Origin of the sequence: Salinisphaera sp. S4-8 (assembly GCF_040361235.1) — a bacterium.
Taxonomy (GTDB): domain Bacteria; phylum Pseudomonadota; class Gammaproteobacteria; order Nevskiales; family Salinisphaeraceae; genus Salinisphaera.
Map to the genome: position 1 here is coordinate 223,647 of NZ_APNF01000005.1, position 22,592 is coordinate 246,238.

23 protein-coding genes are annotated in these 22,592 nt (G+C 63.4%); 1 reads left to right on the forward strand and 22 read right to left on the reverse strand.

The annotated features are described in order from the left end of the window. Position 1: 1 nt before the first annotated feature. From nagZ to rpoE, 16 genes are all read right to left on the reverse strand, one after another. Complete coding sequence (nagZ, locus tag S4A8_RS09585; RefSeq protein ID WP_353219967.1) at positions 2 to 1,057, reverse strand: beta-N-acetylhexosaminidase; 1,056 nt, start codon at positions 1,055 to 1,057, stop codon at positions 2 to 4. Beyond that, positions 1,050 to 1,547, reverse strand: a complete 498-nt coding sequence (locus S4A8_RS09590; RefSeq protein WP_353219968.1) for a L,D-transpeptidase family protein — start codon at positions 1,545 to 1,547, stop codon at positions 1,050 to 1,052. Before S4A8_RS09590 ends, nagZ begins: the two co-directional genes overlap by 8 nt. Next, the gene (locus S4A8_RS09595) at positions 1,547 to 2,020 is read right to left on the reverse strand and encodes a CYTH domain-containing protein (protein WP_353219969.1); all 474 of its coding nucleotides are present in this window, start codon (positions 2,018 to 2,020) and stop codon (positions 1,547 to 1,549) included. The genes S4A8_RS09590 and S4A8_RS09595 overlap by 1 nt, the downstream gene beginning before the upstream one ends. A gap of 41 nt (positions 2,021 to 2,061) precedes the next feature. Next, complete coding sequence (gene rlmD / locus S4A8_RS09600) at positions 2,062 to 3,402, reverse strand: 23S rRNA (uracil(1939)-C(5))-methyltransferase RlmD (protein ID WP_353219970.1); 1,341 nt, start codon at positions 3,400 to 3,402, stop codon at positions 2,062 to 2,064. A 58-nt stretch (positions 3,403 to 3,460) separates the two neighbouring features. Then, positions 3,461 to 4,378, reverse strand: a complete 918-nt coding sequence (cysM, locus tag S4A8_RS09605) for a cysteine synthase CysM (RefSeq protein WP_353219971.1) — start codon at positions 4,376 to 4,378, stop codon at positions 3,461 to 3,463. Positions 4,379 to 4,487: 109 nt separating this feature from the next. Beyond that, the gene (pdxJ, locus tag S4A8_RS09610) at positions 4,488 to 5,249 is read right to left on the reverse strand and encodes a pyridoxine 5'-phosphate synthase (RefSeq protein WP_353219972.1); all 762 of its coding nucleotides are present in this window, start codon (positions 5,247 to 5,249) and stop codon (positions 4,488 to 4,490) included. Then, on the reverse strand, positions 5,246 to 6,013 hold the full coding sequence (gene recO / locus S4A8_RS09615) for a DNA repair protein RecO (protein WP_353219973.1): 768 nt from the start codon (positions 6,011 to 6,013) through the stop codon (positions 5,246 to 5,248). Before recO ends, pdxJ begins: the two co-directional genes overlap by 4 nt. Before the next feature lie 784 nt (positions 6,014 to 6,797). Further along, positions 6,798 to 7,691 (reverse strand): GTPase Era, encoded by an 894-nt coding sequence (gene era, locus S4A8_RS09620; RefSeq protein ID WP_353179968.1) that lies wholly within the window; start codon positions 7,689 to 7,691, stop codon positions 6,798 to 6,800. Positions 7,692 to 7,710: 19 nt separating this feature from the next. Then, positions 7,711 to 8,412 (reverse strand): ribonuclease III, encoded by a 702-nt coding sequence (gene rnc, locus S4A8_RS09625; protein ID WP_353219974.1) that lies wholly within the window; start codon positions 8,410 to 8,412, stop codon positions 7,711 to 7,713. Further along, on the reverse strand, positions 8,399 to 8,788 hold the full coding sequence (locus S4A8_RS09630; protein ID WP_353219975.1) for a DUF4845 domain-containing protein: 390 nt from the start codon (positions 8,786 to 8,788) through the stop codon (positions 8,399 to 8,401). Before S4A8_RS09630 ends, rnc begins: the two co-directional genes overlap by 14 nt. 72 nt (positions 8,789 to 8,860) lie before the next feature. Continuing rightward, complete coding sequence (gene lepB, locus S4A8_RS09635) at positions 8,861 to 9,640, reverse strand: signal peptidase I (protein ID WP_353179962.1); 780 nt, start codon at positions 9,638 to 9,640, stop codon at positions 8,861 to 8,863. A 6-nt stretch (positions 9,641 to 9,646) separates the two neighbouring features. Next, positions 9,647 to 11,446: a translation elongation factor 4 gene (lepA, locus tag S4A8_RS09640; protein WP_353219976.1), complete on the reverse strand. Its 1,800-nt coding sequence runs from the start codon at positions 11,444 to 11,446 to the stop codon at positions 9,647 to 9,649. Between the two features lie 123 nt (positions 11,447 to 11,569). Continuing rightward, on the reverse strand, positions 11,570 to 13,033 hold the full coding sequence (locus S4A8_RS09645) for a DegQ family serine endoprotease (RefSeq protein WP_353179958.1): 1,464 nt from the start codon (positions 13,031 to 13,033) through the stop codon (positions 11,570 to 11,572). A gap of 107 nt (positions 13,034 to 13,140) precedes the next feature. Further along, a complete protein-coding gene (locus S4A8_RS09650; RefSeq protein ID WP_353219977.1) occupies positions 13,141 to 14,160 on the reverse strand; it encodes a MucB/RseB C-terminal domain-containing protein in 1,020 nt (339 codons plus the stop codon). After that, positions 14,157 to 14,849: a sigma-E factor negative regulatory protein gene (locus S4A8_RS09655; protein ID WP_353219978.1), complete on the reverse strand. Its 693-nt coding sequence runs from the start codon at positions 14,847 to 14,849 to the stop codon at positions 14,157 to 14,159. Before S4A8_RS09655 ends, S4A8_RS09650 begins: the two co-directional genes overlap by 4 nt. Positions 14,850 to 14,856: 7 nt before the next feature. Then, complete coding sequence (rpoE, locus tag S4A8_RS09660; protein WP_353179952.1) at positions 14,857 to 15,432, reverse strand: RNA polymerase sigma factor RpoE; 576 nt, start codon at positions 15,430 to 15,432, stop codon at positions 14,857 to 14,859. Positions 15,433 to 15,655: 223 nt separating this feature from the next. Here rpoE and nadB point away from each other — a divergent pair, with 223 nt between their 5' ends. Continuing rightward, positions 15,656 to 17,314, forward strand: coding sequence for an L-aspartate oxidase (gene nadB / locus S4A8_RS09665; RefSeq protein WP_353179950.1), 1,659 nt, complete (start codon positions 15,656 to 15,658; stop codon positions 17,312 to 17,314). Between the two features lie 16 nt (positions 17,315 to 17,330). Here nadB and S4A8_RS09670 read toward each other — a convergent pair whose 3' ends face one another. The 6 genes from S4A8_RS09670 to sdhD form a co-directional block, all read right to left on the reverse strand. Beyond that, positions 17,331 to 18,767 (reverse strand): alpha/beta fold hydrolase, encoded by a 1,437-nt coding sequence (locus tag S4A8_RS09670; protein WP_353219979.1) that lies wholly within the window; start codon positions 18,765 to 18,767, stop codon positions 17,331 to 17,333. Then, the gene (locus S4A8_RS09675; protein ID WP_353219980.1) at positions 18,764 to 19,225 is read right to left on the reverse strand and encodes a protein YgfX; all 462 of its coding nucleotides are present in this window, start codon (positions 19,223 to 19,225) and stop codon (positions 18,764 to 18,766) included. The genes S4A8_RS09670 and S4A8_RS09675 overlap by 4 nt, the downstream gene beginning before the upstream one ends. A gap of 2 nt (positions 19,226 to 19,227) precedes the next feature. Then, positions 19,228 to 19,485 (reverse strand): FAD assembly factor SdhE, encoded by a 258-nt coding sequence (locus S4A8_RS09680; RefSeq protein ID WP_353179944.1) that lies wholly within the window; start codon positions 19,483 to 19,485, stop codon positions 19,228 to 19,230. 79 nt (positions 19,486 to 19,564) lie between these two features. Beyond that, on the reverse strand, positions 19,565 to 20,344 hold the full coding sequence (locus S4A8_RS09685; protein ID WP_353219981.1) for a succinate dehydrogenase iron-sulfur subunit: 780 nt from the start codon (positions 20,342 to 20,344) through the stop codon (positions 19,565 to 19,567). Positions 20,345 to 20,407: 63 nt separating this feature from the next. Next, positions 20,408 to 22,198 (reverse strand): succinate dehydrogenase flavoprotein subunit, encoded by a 1,791-nt coding sequence (sdhA, locus tag S4A8_RS09690; RefSeq protein ID WP_353179940.1) that lies wholly within the window; start codon positions 22,196 to 22,198, stop codon positions 20,408 to 20,410. Next, entirely contained in the window at positions 22,198 to 22,584 is a 387-nt protein-coding gene (gene sdhD, locus S4A8_RS09695; protein ID WP_353219982.1) for a succinate dehydrogenase, hydrophobic membrane anchor protein, read from the reverse strand. Before sdhD ends, sdhA begins: the two co-directional genes overlap by 1 nt. Between the last annotated feature and the right edge of the window lie 8 nt (positions 22,585 to 22,592).

Consider the following 22,592-nt stretch of genomic DNA (forward strand, 5'->3'; position numbering starts at 1 on the left):
GTCAGCGTCCGTCGTTGTATTCTTCTGCCAGCTGCGCGTTCAGCGCCACCGCGTTCTGCCAGCGCGCGTTTTCCGCTAGCGGCCGGGCCGGCTGCTCCAGCCTGCCACAACGCGTATGCAGGGCCTGGCGGCGCGCAGCCGAGGTATCGTCATCGATACGCACGACATCGAGCAAGTCCAGCGCGGCCGACCGATCGTTACAGATCGGCAGGTAATCGCAGCCGGCCTGCTGGGCACGGCGGGCACGTTCGGCGAAATCGCCGATCGCCGCCGCACCGCCCATAGTCAGATCGTCGCAGAACACGCAGCCATCAAAGCCGTACTCGCCGCGCAGAATCTCGTTGATCCAGCGCGGCGAAAGACTCGCCGGCAGATCGTCGACCGCCGGATAACGCACATGCGCCATCATCACCGAATCCAGCCCCTGCTTGATGAGCGCACCGTAGGGCGCCATGTCTTCGGCCAGACCGGTGCGGTCGCGTTCGTCCACCGGCAGCTCGGCATGCGAGTCGGCGACCACATAACCGTGGCCGGGGAAATGCTTGGCGGTACTGGCACTACCGGCATCGCGCAGCCCTTCCCCCAGCGCCTGCGCCAGCGCGCCCACCGTTGCCGCGTCGCCAGAGAAGGCACGATCGCCAATGACCGTTGACGCGCCATAGTCGAGATCGACCACCGGCGCGAGCGGCATGTCCACGCCGACCTGCGCAAGCTCCGTGGCCAGCAGCCAGCCGATTTCGCGGGCGGCGTCCAGGCCCGCCGCCTGGTCGCGCGCGGCCAGCGCGCCGATCGCCCGCATGGGCACCACGCGGGTGAAATGATCGCGAAAGCGCTGTACGCGCCCGCCCTCCTGATCGGCCACTATGAGCAGGTTCGGGCGCGCGCGGCGCATGGCGGCGGTCAGCTCGGCAAGCTGGGCCGGATCTTCGTAGTTGCGGGTGAAAATGATTGCGCTGCCCACGGCCGGATGGGCCAGCAGCTGTTCATCCTCGTGGCTGAGCGCGGTACCCGCCACATCGACCATCAACGGCCCGGGCCGTTGAAGCGTTTCACTCATGTATCAGAACCTTTGTGCCGACATCGACACGCTCGAACAGATCGATTACATCGCTGTTGGACATGCGAATACAGCCCATCGAGCCGGGCTTGCCCATCACGGCCGTATCCGCCGCACCGTGGATATAGATGAAACGGCGCATACTGTCCATCGCGCCCAGACGGTTGCGTCCGATCTCTTCGCCACACAGCCAGAGAATGCGCGACAGAATCCAGTCTTCACGCGGGGCGGACTGTGCCAGTTCCAGCGAATAGATTTCGCCGGTCGGCCGGCGCGCCTTGAAGACGGTGCCCGGCGGCGCGCCCGCACCAATCTTGGCGCGAATACGATGCTTGCCGCGTGGCGTCTGATGGCTGCCTTCGAACTCGCCGCCGCCCTTCGTGGCCGTGGACACGTCGTATTGCTTGATTTCGTGGTCGCGTTCGTCGAGCAGGGTCAGCGTTTGCGCATTCAGGTCGATATCGATATGCACGTTTGCAGGCGTTTCCATCACGCCCCCCATTGCGAATACGGCGCGAACGCCAGCGCGTGGTTGTAATAGCGCTTGTCGTGGGTGACTTCTGCGCCCACCCAGTCCGGGCACTCGAAGTCTTCGTCGGCGCGCGTGAGTTCGATTTCGGCCACCACCAGCGGCGCGTTTTCGCCGCCGAACACATCGACTTCCCAGGTATGCGCGCCGTGGGCGACCCAGTAGCGTGTCTTGACCACGGGTGGCGCCACACACAGCGTGGCCAGCATTTCGCGCGCGTCGACCAGCGGGATTTCGTATTCGTATTCCGCACGGGTCGTACCCACGCGCGCGGCCTTGATATTGAGATTGGCCTGCTCGCCCTCGATACGCACACGAACCGACGCCGGGCCGTCACCGCAGAGATAGCCCTGCTCAAAATCCCGACTGGCATGGGCATGCGCGCGCCAGTCGTTGTTGCGAACAACAAACTTGTGTTCGATTTCTGTGGCCATGGCTGTTCCTGTCACGAAAAAACGCAGCGTGGGCCGCTACGTCACCCGTGCGTACCCTGCTTGACGAAAACCGCCATCGACTCGACATGGGCGGTATGCGGAAACATGTCCATTACGCCCGCATGGGTCAATCGGTAGCCATACCGATGCACGAGCTCGCCGGCATCCCGCGCGAGCGTGGCCGGATGACAGGAACAGTAGACGATACGCTCGGCGCCGGTCGCAGCAATCGATTCCAGCATTTCAGCTGCCCCCGAACGCGGCGGGTCGATGAGCACGCGATCGACCTTCTGTTGACGCCAGGCGGCGTCTTCCGGTGGTTCGAACAGATTGGCGACATGCGTTTCGATGTTATCCGCGCCATTGCGGCGTGCATTGTCGCGCGCACGCTCAACCAGGCCGGCCTCGCCTTCCACGGTGATCACGCGTCGGGCCTTGCGCGCCAGCGGCACGGAGAAATTGCCCAGGCCCGAGAACAGTTCGAGTACGTCGTGCGACGCGTCGACATCCAGCAGTTCCAGCGCCTGGTCGATCATGCGGGCATTGATGCCGGCATGAATCTGCACGAAATCGTTGGGTTTGAAATACAGCCGCGCATCCCAGGCCGGCAACTCGTAATACAGCGCCGGCGCATGGCCGTCGAGCGGCGCGATGGTGTCTTCGTTGCCCGGCTGCAGATAGATAGAAAAATCGAAGCGCTCGCCGAATTCGCGCATGCGCGCCCGATCGGCCTCGGTCGGCTCATCGAGCACCCGAAACACGAGTGCAATGGCGTTATCGCCCGCGGCGACCTCGATCTGCGGCAGGCGCTCGCGTATCGACAGACCGTCGATAAGCGCGGCCAGATCGGTCAGGCGATTGCCGACCGGCGCGACCAGCACTTCACAACGCTTGAGTAGTGCAATGAACGGCGCACCGCGCTCACGAAAGCCCACCAGCGTGCCGCCTTTCTTTTCCACGTATTTCACGCCCAGGCGGGCGCGCCGGCGATAGCCCCAGCGAGTGTCCACCAGCGGTGCGAGCACGGTATCGGGCGCCACCTTGCCGACACGCTCGAGCGCAGCCAGGAGCTGGCCCTGCTTGAATTCGAGCTGGGCGTCCTCGCCTGCGTGCTGAAGCGCGCAACCGCCACACAGGCCGAAATGCGCACAACGCGGAGTGACCCGTTTGTCCGATGCGGAAAACAGGGTTTCCAGCGCCGCTTCCTCGTACTGCTTCTTCTGCTTGGTGGGCCGGTAGAGCGCCTGTTCACCCGGCAAGGTGTCCGCGACGAATATCGCCTTGCCGTCGACATGACCGACGCCGCGGGCGTTACTGGCCAGGTCCACGATATCCACGAGGCCCCGATCGGCCGGCTTGCGCCGGCGTTGGCGACGACTCATCGGGTTACATGCCTGACGCAGCGCGACGCGGCGCCCAGCAATCGATACGACACCCCACTCACGGTTTGTCGTAGACGCCGGTCGACAGATAGCGATCGCCGCGATCGCAGATGATCATGGCGATGGTGGCGTTTTCCACCTCGCGGGCGATGCTCAGTGCGGCGAACACGCTGCCGCCCGACGACGGGCCGGCGAAGATGCCCTCTTCGCGGGCCAGGCGTTTCATGGCGGTTTCCGCGTCGGCCTGTTCCACGTCGATGACGCGATCCACGCGTTCGGGTTCGAATATCTTGGGCAGATATTCCTCGGGCCAACGGCGGATACCCGGAATCTTGGATTCGCCCGCCGGCTGCACGCCAATGATCTGGATATCGGGATTCTGTTCCTTGAGGTAGCGCGAGCAGCCCATGATGGTGCCGGTCGTGCCCATGGTCGCCACGAAATGGGTGATCTGACCATTCGTGGCCTGCCACAGTTCGGGGCCGGTGGTTTCGTAGTGGGCCCGCGGGTTGTCCGGGTTGGCGAACTGGTCGAGCACCAGGCCCTTGCCCTCGCGCTGCATTTCGGCGGCCAGATCGCGTGCGCCTTCCATGCCATCGGCCTCGGACACGGATATGATCTCGGCGCCATACGCGCGCATCGAGGCACGCCGTTCCTCGCTCATGTTCTCCGGCATGATCAGCACCATGCGATAGCCCTGCATGGCCGCAACCATGGCCAGGGCGATGCCGGTATTGCCGGAGGTTGCCTCGATGAGCGTATCGCCCGGCTTGATATCGCCACGTTCGGCGGCGCGCCGGATCATGCTGTAGGCCGGGCGATCCTTGACCGAGCCGGCCGGGTTGTCGCCTTCGAGCTTGGCCAGCAGCGTATTGGACGCATGCGCGGCGTAGCTTTCCGGCAGGCGTTGCAGTCGGGTCAGCGCGCTCTGGCCGACAAAATGATCGAGCGTCGGATAACTGTTCTTGCTATTCATTGGCGAAGTTTAGGGCTTGTTGCCGTTTCATGCGACCCCGTGCCAAGCGCTGGCAATGCCGGCCACGGCGCGGGAATGACCGAGAAAAAAGAGAACGCGGCGCGCCCGGCTAGCGCAACGCGCGCCGCCCGGCATCCATGGCTGCACGCATCTCGCGCACCGCTTCGGCCAGGCCGACGAACACCGCATCGGCAATCAGGGCATGGCCGATATTGAGCTCCTCGATCGCCTCGATCGCCGCAATGGCGCCCACGTTGTCGCGGGTCAGCCCATGGCCGGCATGGACCTGAATGCCCAGTTGTCGCGCCTGCGCGGCGGCCGTCACGATCCGTTCGAGCTGGCGATCACGCTCGCCGTCGTCGGTGGCATCGGCATAGGCACCGGTGTGCAGTTCGATGAAACCCGCGCCGGCCTCGGCCGCCGCCGCGATCTGATCGTGCTCGGGGTCGATAAACAACGACGCCTGAATCCCGGCGCCCTGGAGCCGTTGCAGCGCACTGCGTACCGCCTCGATCTGGCCAGCGACATCGAGGCCGCCTTCGGTCGTGAGTTCCTCGCGCTTTTCAGGAACGAGGCAGGCATCGCGCGGCTTGAGCCGCTCAGCGATCGTCAGCATCTCATCAGTGAGCGCCATCTCCAGGTTCACGGGCACGTCACCGGCGGCGGTGAGCGCTTCGACATCGGCATCCTGAATATGCCGCCGGTCTTCACGCAGGTGCACGGTAATACTGTCGGCCCCGGCCGCCATGGCCGCGCGCGCGGCTTCGGCCACGTCCGGATAGTGGGTGCCACGCGCCTGGCGCAGTGTGGCCACGTGATCCACATTCACACCCAGACGCAGGGGTGCATGGCCGGTACGGGTTTCGGTCATTGTTGCTCTCCGGAAGACGGATGATCGGGCTTGGTCGGCGTCACCTGCGACGCCTTGAATGCCTGCATTGCTTTGAGCGTTTCCACGGATTTCAAGGGTTGCGGTCCAAGATGCGGTGCGATCGCCCGTTGCATGAGCACGCGCGCAGCGTGCACGTCGGCCCGCCCGCCAAAGCGTCCGCTGACCAGTCCCTGCAGCGCACTGCCCGCGATGGCGACTTCATCGTCATCGACACGGCCGACCCGCCGCCGCAGGCCCAGTTCAGGCGCGTAGACGTATTCGAGTGTGGCGTCGACCGGTTCGCCGGTATCGCTGGTGATATCCAGAGGCACGCCGTAACCCAGTTCGTCGAGCAGGTCACGCTCGAAAAACCGCAGCGCCACCACCGCCGGCGCCCCGTCGTCGAGCGCGACCAGCAGTGCGGCCAGGCTGTCGTGAATCGCGGCATGCGGATCGTCGCGGGCGGTCAGGCGCATGACCAGTTCACTGGCATAGAATCCTGCCATCAACGCGTTGCCGGCCAGCGTATGCCGGCGCGTGGTTTCCACATCGGTCAACGTATACAGCTCGCCGCGCCCGGACCAGGACAACTGCAACGCGGCCAGGGGTTCCAGCAGTCCGCGCCAACGCGACTTGGGCCGCCGCGCGCCCTTGGCCACCACGCCAATACGCCCATGCTCACGCGAGAACGCCTCGACGATGAAACTCGTGTCACGCCATGCACGACGATGCAGCACGATCGCAGGGGTTAACTCAATACGCATAATCGAACACAGAACGCACCGCTGCCGGCGAATCGCCGCCAATATAAGCCAGATCAATCCGTCGAGTCGTATACCGCTGCTTTATCGGCGAGTACCCGCCCATTAGCCGCAAATTAACTTCACTGATATATGAGCGGATCAGCCGATTACGCTAAAGAAATTTTGTCCGCGAATGAACGCGAATAAACGCAAATCGAATTCGGATTAGTGGAACGCCGCAGGTAACCGTCGCGCCTCCGCTACCCGCCGGGCTCGACAATGACGCCTTCGTATTGCTCTTGGCTTATTCGCGTTCATTGGCGTTCATTTGCGGACCACAACTTCTTTCGAACCCGAAACACACCGTGCCGCGGAACGGACTTGCGGCGGTAATCGCCGCTTCGGGTGCGACTCAAACAGCTTTTTTGCAAATGAACGAGAATAAGCGCAAATCGAATCCGGATAGGCACAACGCCGCGGGTAACCATCGCGCCTACCCTACCCGCCGGGCTCGCCAATGACGCGCTCGTATTGCCCTTGTCTTATTCGCGTTCATTCGCGTTTATTTGCGGACCAATACTTCGTCAAAAAACCAAAATACCGTGCCGCCTCATCTCGCTTGTCGCGATAATTACCACTTGGCGTCATTCCGCGGGTAAACGCAAACAGAATTCAGATTATGGACGGCCACGCGTGACCACCGCGGGTCATCCTGCCCGCCCAACTGACCAGTGGCACGCTCGCACGGCGCTTGGCTTATTCGCGTGTATTGGCGTTCATTCGCGGACCACCGATGAGGCGATGGTCAGTGGCCCAGATCGCGTACGCTGGCTTCGCTGTCGATCCAGTTTTCGCGCACCTTGACCCACAGGCGCAGATCCACGCGGTGCTGCAGGCGATCGACCAGATCCAGGCGGGCGGCACGGCCGATTTTTTTGAGCATGGCCCCGCCCTTGCCGATCACCATGGCCTTGTGGTTTTCGCGCGATACCCAGATACAGGCATGGATTTCGATCTGTTCGCCGCCCTGCTCGAAGCGCTCGATTTCCACCGCGGCCGAGTACGGCAGCTCCTGCTGCATGTACATCGTGAGTTTTTCGCGCACTGTCTCCGCGGCAATGAAGCGTAGATTGCGGTCGGTGTATTCGTCCTCGGGAAACAGGAACGGGCCTTCCGGCATGCGCTGTGCGCACTCGGCGACCACGGAATCCAGATTCTTGTGCTTTTGTGCGGATACGGGCGCGATAAAAGCGAATTCGCGGCGTGCGTTCATCTGCTCGATGAACGGCAGCAGTTCGGCCTTGTCGGCCACCCGATCCACCTTGTTGATGACCAGGCCCACGGGCGTACGAATCGAGGCCAGGCGTTCGAGCGCGGCTGCGTCTTCGGCGCGCCATTGGCCCGCCTCGACCACGAACAGCACCACATCGATCCCGGCCAGGCTCGACATCGCGGTTTCGTTGAGTACGCGGTTGAGCGCGCTGCGCTGGCCGGTATGCAGCCCGGGTGTGTCCACCAGCGCGATCTGCAAACCCGGCTGGGTGAGCACACCGATAATGCGGTGGCGCGTGGTCTGCGGCTTGGGGGTGACGATGCTCACCTTCTCGCCCACCAGCGCATTGACCAGCGTCGATTTGCCGACGTTGGGCCGACCCACCAGGGCGACCATGCCGCTGCGGGTCGTGGAGGTATCGCTCATCAATTCTTGTCCTTTGCTGTCATGAGTCGGCGCCGAGTTTTGCCAGCATGCGCCGGGCGGCGTCCTGTTCCGCCTTGCGCCGGCCACCGCCCTCGCCGTCGACGCTGTCGCCGCTATCGGTCAGTCGGCAACGCGAAACGAAATGCTGGCAATGATCGGCGCCGCTGACCTCCACCAGTTCGTATTCGGGGCGGCTGCGTGCACGCGCCTGCAGCCACTCCTGCAAACGGGTCTTGGCGTCCTTGAGACTCGCCGCACTGGGCAGATTGGCGAGGCGTTTTGCATATAGATGCAGGATGACCTTCTGCACGGCCGCGAACCCGGCTTCGCAATAGATTGCGCCCAAAAGGGCTTCCACGCCGTCGGCCAGAATCGAGGCACGCCGACGGCTGCCGTTGCGCATTTCGCCCGGCCCGAGCACGATCGCCGCACCGAGTTCGATCTCGCCGGCAATCGCCGCCAATGTGTTTTCTCTAACCAGCGAAGCGCGCAGACGCGACAGATCGCCTTCCGGGGCATCCGCGCATTGTTCGAACAGCGCGGCTGCGATGGTGAAATTGAGCACGCCATCGCCCAGAAACTCGAGGCGCTCGTTGTGGTCGGCGTCGGCGCTGCGATGGGTCAGCGCGCGATTGAGCAGTGACCGATCGCGAAACGCGTAGTCCAGATGTTGCTCGAGCGCGGCGCGCGCCTGTTCGCGATTGGTATCACTCGGCCCCATTGTTACCGGTCAACAGCGCTTTTTCCTCGAATGAATAGACCATGGACACATTGAACAGCAGCGGGCGGCGCACTTCATAGGCCACCGAAATCTCGCGCCCACCGCCGGCCACGCGACTGACCGCCACGTCGCGGCCGGTGAGGTTGTCGACATAGCCGGCATCGAAGCGCCGCTGGATCGCCTGCTGGATCGCGGCGGCCGGCGCGGTCTTGAGCTTGGGCTGCTCGGCGGCCCATTCGATGGTTTCGCGAATATCGTAGGCGGTCAGATAGACCGGTACGCTCTTGATCGCGACCAGCAACAGCAGACCGAGGGTGAACAGCACATAGATCAGCGACCACATCGTCAGCCCGTATTGACGGTTAACGGCGGTCAAGGCATTGGAACGAGGTTTTGCGGTGGCTTGCAACATATCGCGCTCGACTGGGTTTTATCCGTTATCGGCCCTTCAGTGGAGAATATGACCGATCCGCGAAAAGCGCACGTCGAATTCCGAGAAATCCACGCTCATCCAGATCATGAAGGCCTTGCCGACGAGATTCTGCTCCGGCACGAACCCCCAGACACGTGAATCGGCGCTGTTGTCGCGATTGTCGCCCATCACAAAATACTTGTTCTGCGGCACCGTGACACTGATATCCGGCCCGCGCCGCCCGTCCACCTGCAGGACCGGATGTTTCATGCCTTCAGGCAGCGTTTCCATGAACTCGTGCATCGTCGACAGCGCATCGGCGTCGGGCCCGTCATAGACGCCCATCTGCTCGAGTTCGACCGGCTCACCGTTGATGAACAGATGCTCATCGGCATAGGTGATCTGATCGCCGGGCATGCCGATCACGCGTTTGATGTAGTCCTTGGTGGGATCGGGCGGATAGCGAAACACCACCACATCCCCGCGTTCGGGTTCGCCCAGGTCGAGAAACTTGGTATGAAACACCGGCGCGCGCAGGCCGTAGCTGAATTTGTTGACGAGCACGAAATCGCCCACCAGCAGTGTGGGCACCATGGACTTGGAGGGAATCCGGAACGGCTCGAACACGAACGCGCGCAGCAGCAATACCGCCAGCAGCACCGGAAAAAACGACCGTGCGAACTCGATGAAGCCATTGGGCTCCTGGTGCTCGTTGCGCTTGGGCGCGAGCACCAGCCGATCGATGAGCCAGATGATGCCCGTCGCGATGGTGGCGATCGCGAGCCAGGCTTCGAAGTCCATATGCACGTTGTTCATGGTCGACTAGTCCGAATCGTCGGTCGACAGCACGGCAAGAAACGCTTCCTGCGGAATTTCCACGCTACCGACCTGCTTCATGCGCTTCTTGCCTTCTTTCTGCTTTTCGAGCAGCTTGCGCTTGCGCGATACGTCGCCGCCGTAGCATTTGGCGGTGACGTTCTTGCGCATGGCCTTGACCGTCGAGCGCGCGACGATGCGCGTGCCGATCGCGGCCTGAATGGCCACATCGAACATCTGCCGCGGCACGATCTTCTTGAGCTTTTCGACCAGAATCTTGCCGCGCTCGTAGGCCTTGTCGCGATGCACGATGTGCGCGAGCGCATCCACCGCTTCGCCGTTGATCAATACATCCAGACGCACCAGCTGTGCGGCCTGGAACCGGGCGAAATCGTACTCGAATGAAGCAAAGCCACGCGATACCGACTTCAGCCGGTCGAAGAAGTCGAGCACGACTTCCGACAGCGGCAGATCGAAGTTCATGGCCACGGAATTGCCCATGTAGTTCATGTCTTTCTGCACGCCGCGCTTTTCCATGCACAGCTGCAACACCGGGCCGACATACTCCTGCGGCATGAGAATGCTGGCATGGATGATCGGCTCGCGTATTTCCTCGATCTCGCCTACGCTCGGCAGCGATTGCGGGTTGCTGATCGCCTGCACCTCGCCCGAGGTGGTGAGTACCTCGTAGACCACCGTCGGCGCAGTGGTGATCAGGTCCAGGCCATACTCGCGCTCCAGGCGCTCCTGCACGATTTCCATGTGCAGCATGCCCAGAAAGCCGATCCGGAAGCCGAACCCCAGCGCCGCCGAGGTCTCCGGTTCGTAGTTGAGCGAGGAATCGTTCAGGCGCAGCTTGGACAGCGCATCGCGAAAATCCTCGTAATCGTCTGAATTAACGGTAAAAACGCCCGCGAACACCCGCGGCTGCACCTGCTTGAAACCGGGCACGCGCTCGGCACAGGGGGCATGCGCATGGGTGAGCGTATCGCCCACCGGCGCACCGTCGATATCCTTGATGCCGGCAATCACATAGCCGACTTCGCCGACTTCGAGCGCGTCCAGGGCTTTCTTCTTGGGCGTGAAGATGCCGACATCGTCGACCTGATATTCGCGCCCGGTGGACATCACCTTCATACGATCGCCCTTGGCCAGCCGGCCATTGCGAATCCGCACCAGCGATACCACGCCCAGATAGTTGTCGAACCACGAATCCACGATCAGCGCCTGCAGCGGCGCCTCCGGATCGCCTTCCGGCGGCGGAATCCGACGGATAATCGCTTCCAGCACCTCGGTGATGCCTTCGCCGGACTTGGCCGAACACAGCAGCCGATCGGTGGCATCGATACCGATGACGTCTTCGATCTGCTGGGCCACGCGGTCGGGATCGGCCGCGGGCAGATCGATCTTGTTGAGCACCGGCAGGACTTCGAGATCCTGCTCGATCGCGGTATAGGTATTGGCCACGCTCTGGGCTTCCACGCCCTGGGAGGCGTCGACCACCAGCAGCGCGCCTTCGCAGGCGAATAACGACCGCGACACCTCGTAGGAGAAATCGACATGCCCGGGCGTGTCGATGAAATTCAGCGTGTAGGTTTCGCCGTCGGCCGCTTCATAATCGAGCGTGACCGCCTGGGCCTTGATGGTGATCCCGCGCTCGCGCTCGAGATCCATCGAGTCAAGCACCTGCTCGGCCATTTCGCGCTCGGTGAGCCCGCGGCACGCCTGGATGAAACGATCCGCGAGCGTGGATTTGCCGTGGTCGATATGGGCGATGATGGAAAAGTTACGTATGCGTGATTGCATCAGGACTTCGCTGCGGCGCGCGATGGCGACATAAAACAATCGCCCCGGCACAAACCGGGGCGATGCGATCAGACTAGAGTATACGCGCTCAACGGCGCGCGTTTCAGCCGGCCGGCCCTCGGGTCATTCGTTTTTCGGCCGCATGGCCAGATAAAGCCGGGTGCCATCGCGCCAGACCAGCAGCGCGACCGCGCCGTCGGCCTTGTCGAGCGCCTTGCGCAGCGAGGCTGCGTCTTCGACATGACGCGACCCGACCGCGAGCACGATATCGCCGGGCTCGATACCTGCACGCGCGCCCGGACCATCGGCGACCTCGGTAACGCGCACACCGCCCTGTTCGAGCCCCAGCTCGCGCCGGGCGGCCGTATCCAGCGATTCCAGCGTCAGGCCATACGGCTGCTCGGCCGGTTTTTCGGCCTCTGGCGCTTGTGTGGCCGCGGCCAGATCCTTGGGCAGTTTCTCGATCGTGACATCGATATTTTCGCGCTCGCCGTCGCGCAGCACGGTCACGCTCGCGCTCTTGCCCGGCGCGACCGTGCCCACCAGCGGCGGCAATGACGCGGCCGAATCGACCGGCTGATCGTTGAACGAAAGGATGACATCGCCCGCCTCGAGGCCAGCGGCTTCGGCCGGACTGTCGGGCATGACGCGTGCAACCAGCGCGCCTTCCGGGCGTTTGAGCTTGAAGGATTCCGCCAGTTCGCGATCCACATCCTGGATCTGTACACCCAACCAGCCGCGAGTGACGCTCCCGGTATCACGCAATTGCTTGGCCACATCCATGGCGATATCGATCGGAATCGCGAACGACACTCCCTGATAGCCGCCGGTCTGGCTATAGATCTGCGAATTGATGCCCACGACTTCGCCGGCGAGATTGAACAACGGCCCGCCGGAATTGCCCGGATTGATGGCGACGTCGGTCTGCAAGAACGGTACATACTGATCGCTGGCCAGACTGCGCTGCTTGGCGGATACGATACCGGCGGTCACCGAGGTTTCGAATCCGAACGGCGAACCGATCGCGACCACCCAGGAACCGACCGGCAATTTGTCCGGATCGCCGATCTTGACGGTCGGCAGGTCGGTCGCGTCCACCTTGAGCACCGCTAGGTCGCTATAGCTGTCCTGACCGACCACGTCGGCGATGAGCTGGCGCCGATCGTTGAGCTTCACCACGATCTGGCCGGCATTGGCCACCACATGGCGGTTGGTCAGAATATAACCATCCGGGGAAATCACGAAGCCGGAACCCAGCGAAGCATGCGGCGAGCCACCCGGCGGCGGCATCGGTGCCTGCCCGCCCGGGCCCTGCGGCCCTTCTTCGAAGAAACGGCGTAGCCAGCCTTCGAGCGGGTTGTCGCCGCCGGCTTCGCCCTCGGCCTGGGTATCCTCCGGTGGCACCGCACTGATATTGACCACGGCCGGCGAAACCTGCTTAACCAGCCCGGTGAAATCCGGCAGTTGTACGCCCGGCGCCGGGGGCGCGGTCGCCGGCGCGGGCTCGTCGTCGCCACAGCCGGCGAGCAGCACGAGGCTCAACAGGACAAGCAGCAGTACCTGCGTAGCACGGTTTCTGGCATTCATGGCGACTCGCTTTCGATCAGGCATCGGGTGGGCCGAAACATCGCGACGCGCCAGCGCTGCCTGCGCGTCGACTTCCGGGCAAGGTTAGCGCAGCAACAGCGCACGCGTCAGGGCGAGGCGTTATCGCTCGCCGAGCGGGTTTCACGTACCAGATTCTCGGCGATCTGCTTGACCGTCAACGCCGGAACCTCGCCCACGACGGTAATCTGGGTATCGTCGACGACATGGCCATAGGCATTCACCGCGCCCATGGTCGTGGCCCCTTCCAGCGGCTTGCGCAGGCCGGCCGGCGCGATGAAGGCCGATACCGTGGCCACGCCGTCGGTAAACAGCATCTGACGCACGAAACCGGTTTCGGTGACCCGCCGCACGCCGTCTTCCGCCAGTTCGAAACCCGGCGGCAGATCAGTGGGTTTCCAGGCGTCTTCGGGCACGGGCTTGTCTTCGACCTGAACGGCCTCGTGCTTGATTACGCGAAAGCCCTGGATATCGTAACCGGGCTCGAATTCGCTGTCGGCGATCTTTTTCGGGAATTCGATCTGGGTGAACATGAGCTGTTCGAGCACATCGCTACCGCTGACCAGATCGAGCTTGAGCGGCAGACGGGTTTGTTCGTCGATGAGCATACGATAGCCGTAGCGATAGCCATCGAGCGGCTCGATACTCACCAGCTGGCCCACCCGGTCGGACAATCGTCGCTGGCCCAGATCGCGCACACGGTAATGCTCGCGCATACGCTCGGCCGAAAACTGGGCAACGCTGCCCAGCAGCCCTTCATGCTTGCGCCGCGAAATGAGCACGACCTTGCTGTTGGGCAGAATCGAGGTCACCACCCCGCCCTTGCGAATCACTTCGCGTGGCTGGCCGGTGAGCGAAACCAGGCGTTCCTGTTCCAGCCCGTTTTGCGTGCGGTGAATCACCCGCAGTGTATCGAGCTGGCCTTCACGCAGATAAACGAGAATGCCGCGGTAGGTTTCGCGGCGTACGGCTTCTGACGCACGCGCAAGCAGCGTGTTGATAGAAGCCTTGTCGGCGCTGGCCGGTGACTTGGCGTCGGCGGCCTGTGCGACCCCGGGCAGCGCCGTAACAACGAACAGCAGGAGAAACGCGGAAAGCGCTCTCGTCACTGCGGCGTGTCCTGCCCATAGGTGGCGACCCGCACAAAGCCGGGCGTGGTGCCGGACATGCCATAGCCGCGGGCCAGACCATTGTGCTCGACGAGATAGCCGTTGAGCTCGTCTTCCAGCGCCGGGTCGGACACCGACCAGTGATCCGCCGGCCCGCGCTGGACTGCAGCCTGACTGGGCCCGGCCTGACGCAGCATGTCACTGGACAGCTCGTTCGAGGCCACCATGGCACTGGCACCGCCTGCGTTGGCGGTATTGCCCTGCGCAGCGACCGTCGTGGTCGTGGGCACCGAACCGTCCGAGGCATTGGCCAGACTTTCGCCGGGCAAACCGTCGCGCTGCAAGGGATTGCTCACCAGCAACACGATGCCGGCCGCCGAGGCAACTGCTGCCAGACCGGCCATGCTGCGCCAGCGCCGGCGCGCGGCTACGCGCATTGGCACCGCGATGGGCCGTGCGGCCGAGGTTTCCGGGCGGTCCTCGGCGATCGCCGCCATCACCCGGTCGGAAAAGCCACAGTCCAAGGGTACGGCCATTTCGCCGTTGTGGGCGCGCAAGGTGGTGCGCAACCAGTGCTGGCGTCCCCAGCTTTCGCGCAGTTGTTCGTCGCGCAGCAATGCGCTGATGACCGCGTCCGTTTCGTCGCGTGTGGCCTCGCCGTCGAGAAATGCGGAAAACTGCTCGTTCATGCTGACCTCACTTGTCCGACAGGGACACCAGTTTCTGCTCGATTGCCGCACGGGCACGAAAGATACGCGAACGTACCGTGCCCACCGGGCAATCCATTGATTGTGCAATCTCTTCGTAGCTCATGCCATCCAGTTCGCGGAGCATGATCGCGGTGCGAAGATCCTCGGGTAATTCGCGGATGGCGCCAATCACCGCATCGCGGATCTCTTCGCTTTCCAGCAGCGCCTCGGGCGTGTCCTGCTCCGAAAACCGGTCGGTATGCCCGAATGCTTCCGCGTCGGCGACGTCGATATCCTGGCTGGCAGGACGCCGCGAGCGCGCCACCAGAAAATTCTTCGCCGTATTGATGGATATGCGGTAGAGCCATGTATAGAACGCGCTATTGCCCTTGAACCCGTTGAGCGCTCGGTAGGCCTTGATAAAGGCCTCCTGTGCCACGTCCGGCGCATCCGCCGGGCTTACGTAGCGCGCCACCAGCTTCACGACCTTGTGCTGATACTTGCGGATGAGCAAGTCGAAAGCACGATCGTCACCGGACTGGGCACGGGCTACCAGTTGCTCGTCGCTGACATCTTCAGTCATCTATCTGCAGCGCCGGACATCTGGACAGCCAGAGCAATCGTTGCGCGAATAAACCTCTTCGTTGTTGCGTACCAAGACGCCGTCATCCACGTAGACCACGGATTCGCAAATAAGTTCGCACTGATTTTGCGCTATGCTGCCAGCCGTCATCTTTTTGCTACACAACCGAATGAGACGCACACGCGTCGAGGTGCTCAGTGTAGCGACGCAATGTGCTTTCGTCATGCAATCGAGCCATTCTCAGGTCAGTCAACGCTTCGATGTGGTCGTGGTCGGCAGCGGCGCGGCCGGCCTCACACTGGCGTTACGCCTGTCTCACAGCGGTCGGCGTATCGCGGTGATTTCCAAGGGCGCGCTGGCCGAGGGCAGCACGCTCTATGCGCAAGGCGGCATCTCCGCGGTGCTCGACGCCGAGGACAGCGTGGATGCCCATGTCGCCGATACCCTGGCCGCCGGTGCCGGGCTGTGCGACGAAGCCGCGGTACGCCATACCGTGTCGCGCTCGCGCGAGGCCATCGAATGGCTCATCGAGCGCGGCGTGCCTTTCACGCGCGCCGAGGCAAACGAGGCCGAATCCGGCTATGCCTATCATCTCAACCGCGAAGGCGGGCATAGCCACCGTCGTATCATCCACGCCGACGATGCCACGGGCCGCGCAGTGGAAACCACGCTGGAAGGCCTGACCCGTGCCAGCGAGCACATCACCGTGTTCGAACAGCATATGGCGGTGGAGCTGATCGTGACCGCCGATGCCGACGAGCCCGGTGGGCGTTGCCGCGGCGTCTACGTGCTCGATATCGAAGCCGATACGGTGCGCACCTTCGCTGCCGACCAGGTCGTACTGGCCACGGGCGGCGCGAATCTGGTCTATCTCTACAGCAGCAATCCGCATGCCGCCAGCGGCGATGGCATTGCCATGGCCTGGCGTGCCGGCGCGCGGGTGGCGAACATGGAATTCATGCAGTTCCATCCGACCTGTTTGTACCACCCCAAGGCGCGTTCGTTCTTGATCAGCGAAGCGCTGCGCGGCGAAGGCGCGGTGTTGCGTCTGGCGGATGGCAGCCGCTTCATGCCCCGTCACGACGAACGCGCCGAACTTGCGCCGCGCGACGTGGTGGCCCGCGCCATCGACGCAGAGATGAAGCGCACCGGCCAGCCCCACGTCTGGCTGGATATTACCCACGCGGGCAAGCCGTTCATCGAAAAACATTTCCCGGCGATCAACGCGCGTTGTCTCGAACTGGGTCTGGATATGAGCGCCGAACCGCTGCCGGTGGTGCCGGCCGCCCACTACACCTGTGGTGGCGTGATTACCGATCTGGCCGGGCGGACCGATATCCCCGGCGTCTACGCCATCGGCGAATGCGCGTTTACCGGCCTGCACGGCGCCAATCGTATGGCCAGCAATTCGTTGCTGGAGTGCATCGTCTATGCCAGCGCCGCGGCCGCCGATATCGAAACCCGCGACGAGCGTAGCGAACCGGTCGCCCTGCCCGCCTGGGACGAATCACGGGTCACCGATTCCGACGAGGAAGTCGTGGTCGCGCATAACTGGCAGGAGCTGCGTCGTTTCATGTGGGACTACGTCGGCATCGTGCGTACCACCAAGCGCCTGGAACGCGCCCTGCACCGGATCGAACTGCTGCGCCGGGAAATTCACGATTACTATGGCAGTTTCCGGGTCACCCCCGGCCTGTTGGAGTTGCGCAACCTCGCCCAGGTCGCCGAGCTGATCATCCGCAGCGCCCTGGATCGGCGCGAAAGCCGGGGTCTGCACTTCATCAGCGATTTCCCGCATACCCTGCCGCGGGCGATGCACACCGTGCTCTCGCCCGAGCATCCGCGCGGGGTCGGGCCCGGCGTGAGTTACCGGCCGCTATAGACGACGCCGCGCGGTATCAGTCCTGGCGACTGCGCTCGCGCAGAAACTCGGCCACCACGCCCTGCGCTTGCGGCTGCGATAACGTAGGCGCATGCCCGGCGCCCGCAATCGGCGCCCAGCGCGCCGACGGCCGGGCCCGGGCGAACGCCTGGCTCGCCCGCGCCGGGGTGAGGACATCGTCCGTTCCCGCGACCACCAGTATCGGCCGATCGGGCAGCGCCCGGGGGTCAGCCTGATAACGCGGCAATGGCCAGTCTTCGCACACCGAAGCCTGTGGGGCCTGTTCGATATAGGGCGCGATCATCGGCGCCTGGGAAAGCGCTTTTTGCCACGCCCTGGCGGCCTCGGGGCCGTCAACGTACAGAGCACAGCGCGTAGCCCAGAACACCGGCGTGCTGTGCCCGCGACTGCTGGCCTGGGCGGCCACCCGTGCGGCCAGCGGCATCAGCGCAGCCGTTTGCCCGCGCAACGCACGTTCCAGACGAATACGCGTATCCGTCGTCTGGTCGCTGTCGTAGGCGGCAAACAGCAGCATCAGCAACAGCCGATACGGGGTGATCTCGAACAACAGCGGCAGGTTGTCGTAGCCGACCAAGGCCACCACTGCGGGCTGGGCGTCGAACCGCTTCAACAGTGCACCCACCGCGGCACGCGGATTGGCCATCGGACAGGCCCCGGCCGCCCGGCATGTACGATCGAGCTGGGTAATCGCGCTATCGATCTGGAGCGGCAGCGCGGCCAGTTCATTCTGATCGAAGGGCACGATCGAATCGAGCACCAGCGTATCGACCTGCGCCGGATAACGTCGCGCGAAAAGCCGGGCGATACGCGTTCCGTAGGACACGCCCCACAGACTCGCCCGTGTCACACCCAACCCCGCCAGCAACGCCGCGATATCTCGCAATTGCGCCGCTGGACCGAGCGCCTGCATGCCGGATTTGCCCAGCCGCGCCAGACACTGTCGGGTAATGAGCGCCTCGCGGGCAAAGGCGTTATCGGACCCCGCCGAAGCCGGTGCGCGCCACGGCAGGCTTGTATCGGGCGCACAGCGCGGGCGCGGCTGGCTCTCGCCCGTGCCACGCGGATCGAACAGCACGATATCGCGCGGCCAGCCGGCCTGTTGCTGCCAGCGCTGCCACCGCGTCAGGGCGGGCGCATCCAGACCGGCACTCTCGCCCGGCCCGCCCGGCACATAAACGACTGGATACGCATCCTTTCGATCGGGGCGTGCCCGTAGGATCGCGAACCGCAGGCGTACGGGCTGGCCCTGCAGGCGCTCACCGGTATCGAGCCAACCGCAGTCGGTCTGGGCCGCACTAGGCGTTGCCAACCGCGTCGGGCAGGCATCCCATTCGATGGACTGCGCCCTGGCTACAGTCGGCCACAGGATCGAGACAATGAGTATCGTGCCGATGGCCAGCGCAGCGACAAAAACGACGAGCGAGCGGTTCACGAACGATCGGCCAGGCCCGGGGTGGGTGCGATGGTCAACCGTGCTCGCAGCCGGCGGTGAGTCGGGCCCGGCAAGGCATCGCGAAATAGCACGCAGCTGCGGGTAAGCAGGCGGTGATGATCCGCGCGCAGACGCAGCACGACCAGCCAGCTGCCCGCGGTAAAACTGCCGGCCAATTGGCCTCGGTGCCACATGCCATCACGCGTTTGCCAACGCCATACGCCCTCTGCCTGCCAGCGCAGACGCACAATACTGTCGCGCCGAGCCAGGCGGGCGTCGCGATCGGCATACCAGCCGAATACGCCGACAACGGGTAAAAGCAGCACGAACACGGGACGGCCCAAGGCCAGGATCGCTATGACAATCATCGCAACGCCATACAGCGAAGCGTTGAAGCCGCGATACGCCGCCGATGCGCGCACCCGCAGATGCAACGTATCGGCAAACGGGTTCGACATCCCTAGCCAGCCGTCCCCTGCGGGCGCTGGAACTGGCGAATACGGCCCAGAAGGTCGGCCTGTACGTCGGTTTCGGGTTGCATGCGCCCCATGACGAGCGCATAGAGATCGGGATCTTCCATTTCCACGAGTTCACGCAGGCCGGCCTGCTCGCGCTCGTCGAGATCGTCGTACTCCTGGCTCACGAAGCGTTCGAGGAGCACATCGAGCTCCTTCATTCCTCGTCGACACAGCCAGCGTATGCGCGATTTTTCGCTCATGATTCGCTCGGTGATGGAGGGGCCGACTGGCGTCGGCCGAGGGGCGTGGCCCGCCGACAACGGCGGGCCAGCGGATCATTCAGCCGCGGCGTTCGAGCAGCAGCTTCTTGGTTTCCTGAATGGCCTTGGCCGGATTCAGGCCCTTCGGGCAGGTGTTCGTGCAGTTCATGATCGTGTGGCACCGATACAGCTTGAACGGATCTTCCAGGTCGTCGAGGCGGTCGCCGGTGGCTTCGTCGCGGGAATCCACGATCCAGCGATAGGCCTGCAGCAGAACGGCTGGACCGAGATAACGTTCCGGGTTCCACCAGTAGCTCGGGCATGCCGTGGAACAACAGGCGCACAGAATGCACTCGTAATAACCGTCGAGCTTGGCGCGATCCTCGGGCGTTTGCAGGCGCTCACGCGTGGGTTTGGGCGTATCGGTCTTGATCCAGGGCTCGATGGATTCGAGCTGGGCATAGAAATGGGTCAGATCGGGTACGAGATCCTTCACTACCGGCATATGCGGCAGCGGGTAGATGCGCACGTCGCCATCGATATCGGTGATACGCGTCGTACAGGCAAGCGTGTTCTTGCCGTCGATATTGAATGCGCAGGACCCACAAATGCCTTCACGACAGGAACGCCGGAAGGTCAGCGTGGGGTCGATCTCGTTCTTGATCTTGATGACCGCATCGAGAACCATTGGCCCGCACTTGTCGAGATCGATGGCGAAACTGTCCACGCGCGGGTTCTCGCCCGATTCGGGTTCCCAGCGGTAAATACGGAACGTCTTGACGTTCTTCGCACCCTTGGGCGCCTCGAACTTCTTGCCCTTGGCGACACGCGAGTTCTTCGGCAGTCGGAATTCAGCCATGACAGGCCTCCATTACTCAGTGGCAGGCCGCCGACCCCGAAGGGCCGGCGACGATGTTATGCATTAGTAGGTGCGCTTCTTCGGCGGCACGTGTTCCATATCGTCGGTCATGGGGTTCATGTGCACCGGCCGATAGTCGATCTGCGTATCCGGGCCGCCGTGATGCCAGATGAGCGTGTGCTTCATCCAGTTCTCGTCGTCGCGCTCGGTGTATTCCTCATGCGCGTGCGCGCCGCGGCTTTCCTTGCGGTTGGCGGCGGCGTGCATCGTGGTGATCGCACAGCCGAGCAGGTTCTCAAGCTCCAGGGTTTCCACCAGATCGCTGTTCCAGGTCATGGAACGGTCGGTTACGCCGACGTTGGCGAAGGCTTCGACTTCCTCGCTGATCTGCTTGGCGCCGGTTTCCAGGCTCTCGGTGTTGCGAAACACCGCGGCGTACTTCTGCATCGAGTTCTGCAGGCTGGCGCGCAGCTCGGCCGTGGGCGTATCGCCCTTGGCATGACGCAGCCGGTCGAAGCGCTCCAGCGCCTTCTTCTCGGAGGCATCGATATCACCCCGGTGCGGCGCGCCCTTGCGCACGACTTCGGTGCAGCGGTGTGCGGCCGCACGGCCGAACACGACCAGATCAAGCAGCGAGTTGGAGCCAAGACGGTTGGCACCGTGCACCGACACACAGCCGGCCTCGCCGACCGCCATCAGGCCCGGTACGACCGAATCCGGATCGCCGTCCTTGAGCGTGACCACTTCGCCAAAGGCATTGGTGGGCACGCCGCCCATGTTGTAGTGCACCGTGGGCAGCACCGGGATCGGCTCCTTGGTGGCATCCACGCCGGAGAAGATCATCGCGGTTTCGGTAATACCCGGCAGGCGTTCGTGCAGCACTTCCGGGCCGAGATGCTCGAGATGCAGCAGCGTATGGTCCTTGTTCTCGCCCACACCGCGGCCTTCGTTGATCTCGACCGTTTCCGCACGGCTGACCACGTCGCGCGAGGCCAGGTCCTTGGCGTTCGGGGCATAGCGCTCCATGAAACGCTCGCCTTCGGAGTTGGTCAGGTAACCACCCTCACCGCGTGCACCTTCGGTGATCAGACAGCCCGCGCCGTAGATACCGGTCGGGTGGAACTGTACGAACTCCGGATCCTGCAGCGGCAGGCCGGCACGCAGGGCCATGCCCATGCCGTCGCCCGTGCAGGTATGCGCGGAGGTGCAGGAGAAGTAGGCGCGGCCATAACCGCCAGTGGCCAGAATGACCTGGTGGGCACGGAAGCGATGCAGCTGACCGCCCTGCAGATCCCAGGCGAGCACACCACGACATTCGCCGTCTTCGGTCATCAGCAGATCGATGGCGAAGTATTCGATGAAGAATTCGGCCCGGGCCTTGAGCGACTGCTGATAGAGCGTATGCAGCAGCGCATGGCCGGTACGGTCGGCCGCGGCACAGGTACGCTGTGCGGTGCCTTCGCCGAAATGGGTGGTCATGCCGCCGAACGGACGCTGGTAGATACGGCCGTCTTCGGTACGCGAGAACGGCACGCCGTCGTGCTCGAGCTCGATGATCGCCGGAATGGCTTCCTTGGTGAGATATTCGATGGCGTCCTGGTCACCCAGCCAGTCACCACCCTTGATGGTGTCGTAGGCGTGCCAGCGCCAGTCGTCTTCACCCATGTTGCCAAGCGCGGAGGCGATACCGCCCTGGGCAGCCACGGTGTGGCTACGGGTGGGAAAGACCTTGGTAATACAAGCAGTCGAAAGGCCGGCGTCTGCCAGGCCACGCGTCGCGCGCAGGCCGGAACCACCGGCACCCACCACCACCACGTCGTGCTGGTGGTCGATGATGTCGTAGCTCTCGCTCATCAGGCGGCTCCTACTAGAATCATGATAACGGAAAAGATAGCGGCCACGGCCAGCAGGATATTGAGCAGCTGCAACCCGATGAGAAGCGCCATCTTCGCGCCATCGTGATGCACGTAATCCTCAATAATCGTCTGCAGACCGAGCTGCGAATGGAAAAAGATTGCGGCGAGGTAAATCGCCAGCAGCGACGCCTGGAGCGGCGACGACAACCAGTCGGTAACGCTCGAGTAATCGGCGCCCAGCTGCGAGGCCAGACAGGCAACGAACCACAGCGTCAGCGGCACGAGTGCGACCGCGCTCACGCGCTGGAACCACCAATGGGCCACGCCCGTCTTGGCACTGCCCAGCCCGCGCGCGCTCGCGAGCGATGAACGAATACTGCTCATTTAAGTCT

Coding starts and splice junctions, on each gene's coding strand:
- nagZ (WP_353219967.1), bottom strand. CDS start 1,057: ATGAGTGAAACGCTTCAACGGCCCGGGCCGTTGATGGTCGATGTGGCG.
- S4A8_RS09590 (WP_353219968.1), bottom strand. CDS start 1,547: ATGGAAACGCCTGCAAACGTGCATATCGATATCGACCTGAATGCGCAA.
- S4A8_RS09595 (WP_353219969.1), bottom strand. CDS start 2,020: ATGGCCACAGAAATCGAACACAAGTTTGTTGTTCGCAACAACGACTGG.
- rlmD (WP_353219970.1), bottom strand. CDS start 3,402: ATGAGTCGTCGCCAACGCCGGCGCAAGCCGGCCGATCGGGGCCTCGTG.
- cysM (WP_353219971.1), bottom strand. CDS start 4,378: ATGAATAGCAAGAACAGTTATCCGACGCTCGATCATTTTGTCGGCCAG.
- pdxJ (WP_353219972.1), bottom strand. CDS start 5,249: ATGACCGAAACCCGTACCGGCCATGCACCCCTGCGTCTGGGTGTGAAT.
- recO (WP_353219973.1), bottom strand. CDS start 6,013: ATGCGTATTGAGTTAACCCCTGCGATCGTGCTGCATCGTCGTGCATGG.
- era (WP_353179968.1), bottom strand. CDS start 7,691: ATGAGCGATACCTCCACGACCCGCAGCGGCATGGTCGCCCTGGTGGGT.
- rnc (WP_353219974.1), bottom strand. CDS start 8,412: ATGGGGCCGAGTGATACCAATCGCGAACAGGCGCGCGCCGCGCTCGAG.
- lepB (WP_353179962.1), bottom strand. CDS start 9,640: ATGAACAACGTGCATATGGACTTCGAAGCCTGGCTCGCGATCGCCACC.
- lepA (WP_353219976.1), bottom strand. CDS start 11,446: ATGCAATCACGCATACGTAACTTTTCCATCATCGCCCATATCGACCAC.
- S4A8_RS09645 (WP_353179958.1), bottom strand. CDS start 13,033: ATGAATGCCAGAAACCGTGCTACGCAGGTACTGCTGCTTGTCCTGTTG.
- S4A8_RS09655 (WP_353219978.1), bottom strand. CDS start 14,849: ATGAACGAGCAGTTTTCCGCATTTCTCGACGGCGAGGCCACACGCGAC.
- rpoE (WP_353179952.1), bottom strand. CDS start 15,432: ATGACTGAAGATGTCAGCGACGAGCAACTGGTAGCCCGTGCCCAGTCC.
- nadB (WP_353179950.1), top strand. CDS start 15,656: ATGCAATCGAGCCATTCTCAGGTCAGTCAACGCTTCGATGTGGTCGTG.
- S4A8_RS09675 (WP_353219980.1), bottom strand. CDS start 19,225: ATGTCGAACCCGTTTGCCGATACGTTGCATCTGCGGGTGCGCGCATCG.
- S4A8_RS09680 (WP_353179944.1), bottom strand. CDS start 19,485: ATGAGCGAAAAATCGCGCATACGCTGGCTGTGTCGACGAGGAATGAAG.
- S4A8_RS09685 (WP_353219981.1), bottom strand. CDS start 20,344: ATGGCTGAATTCCGACTGCCGAAGAACTCGCGTGTCGCCAAGGGCAAG.
- sdhA (WP_353179940.1), bottom strand. CDS start 22,198: ATGAGCGAGAGCTACGACATCATCGACCACCAGCACGACGTGGTGGTG.
- sdhD (WP_353219982.1), bottom strand. CDS start 22,584: ATGAGCAGTATTCGTTCATCGCTCGCGAGCGCGCGCGGGCTGGGCAGT.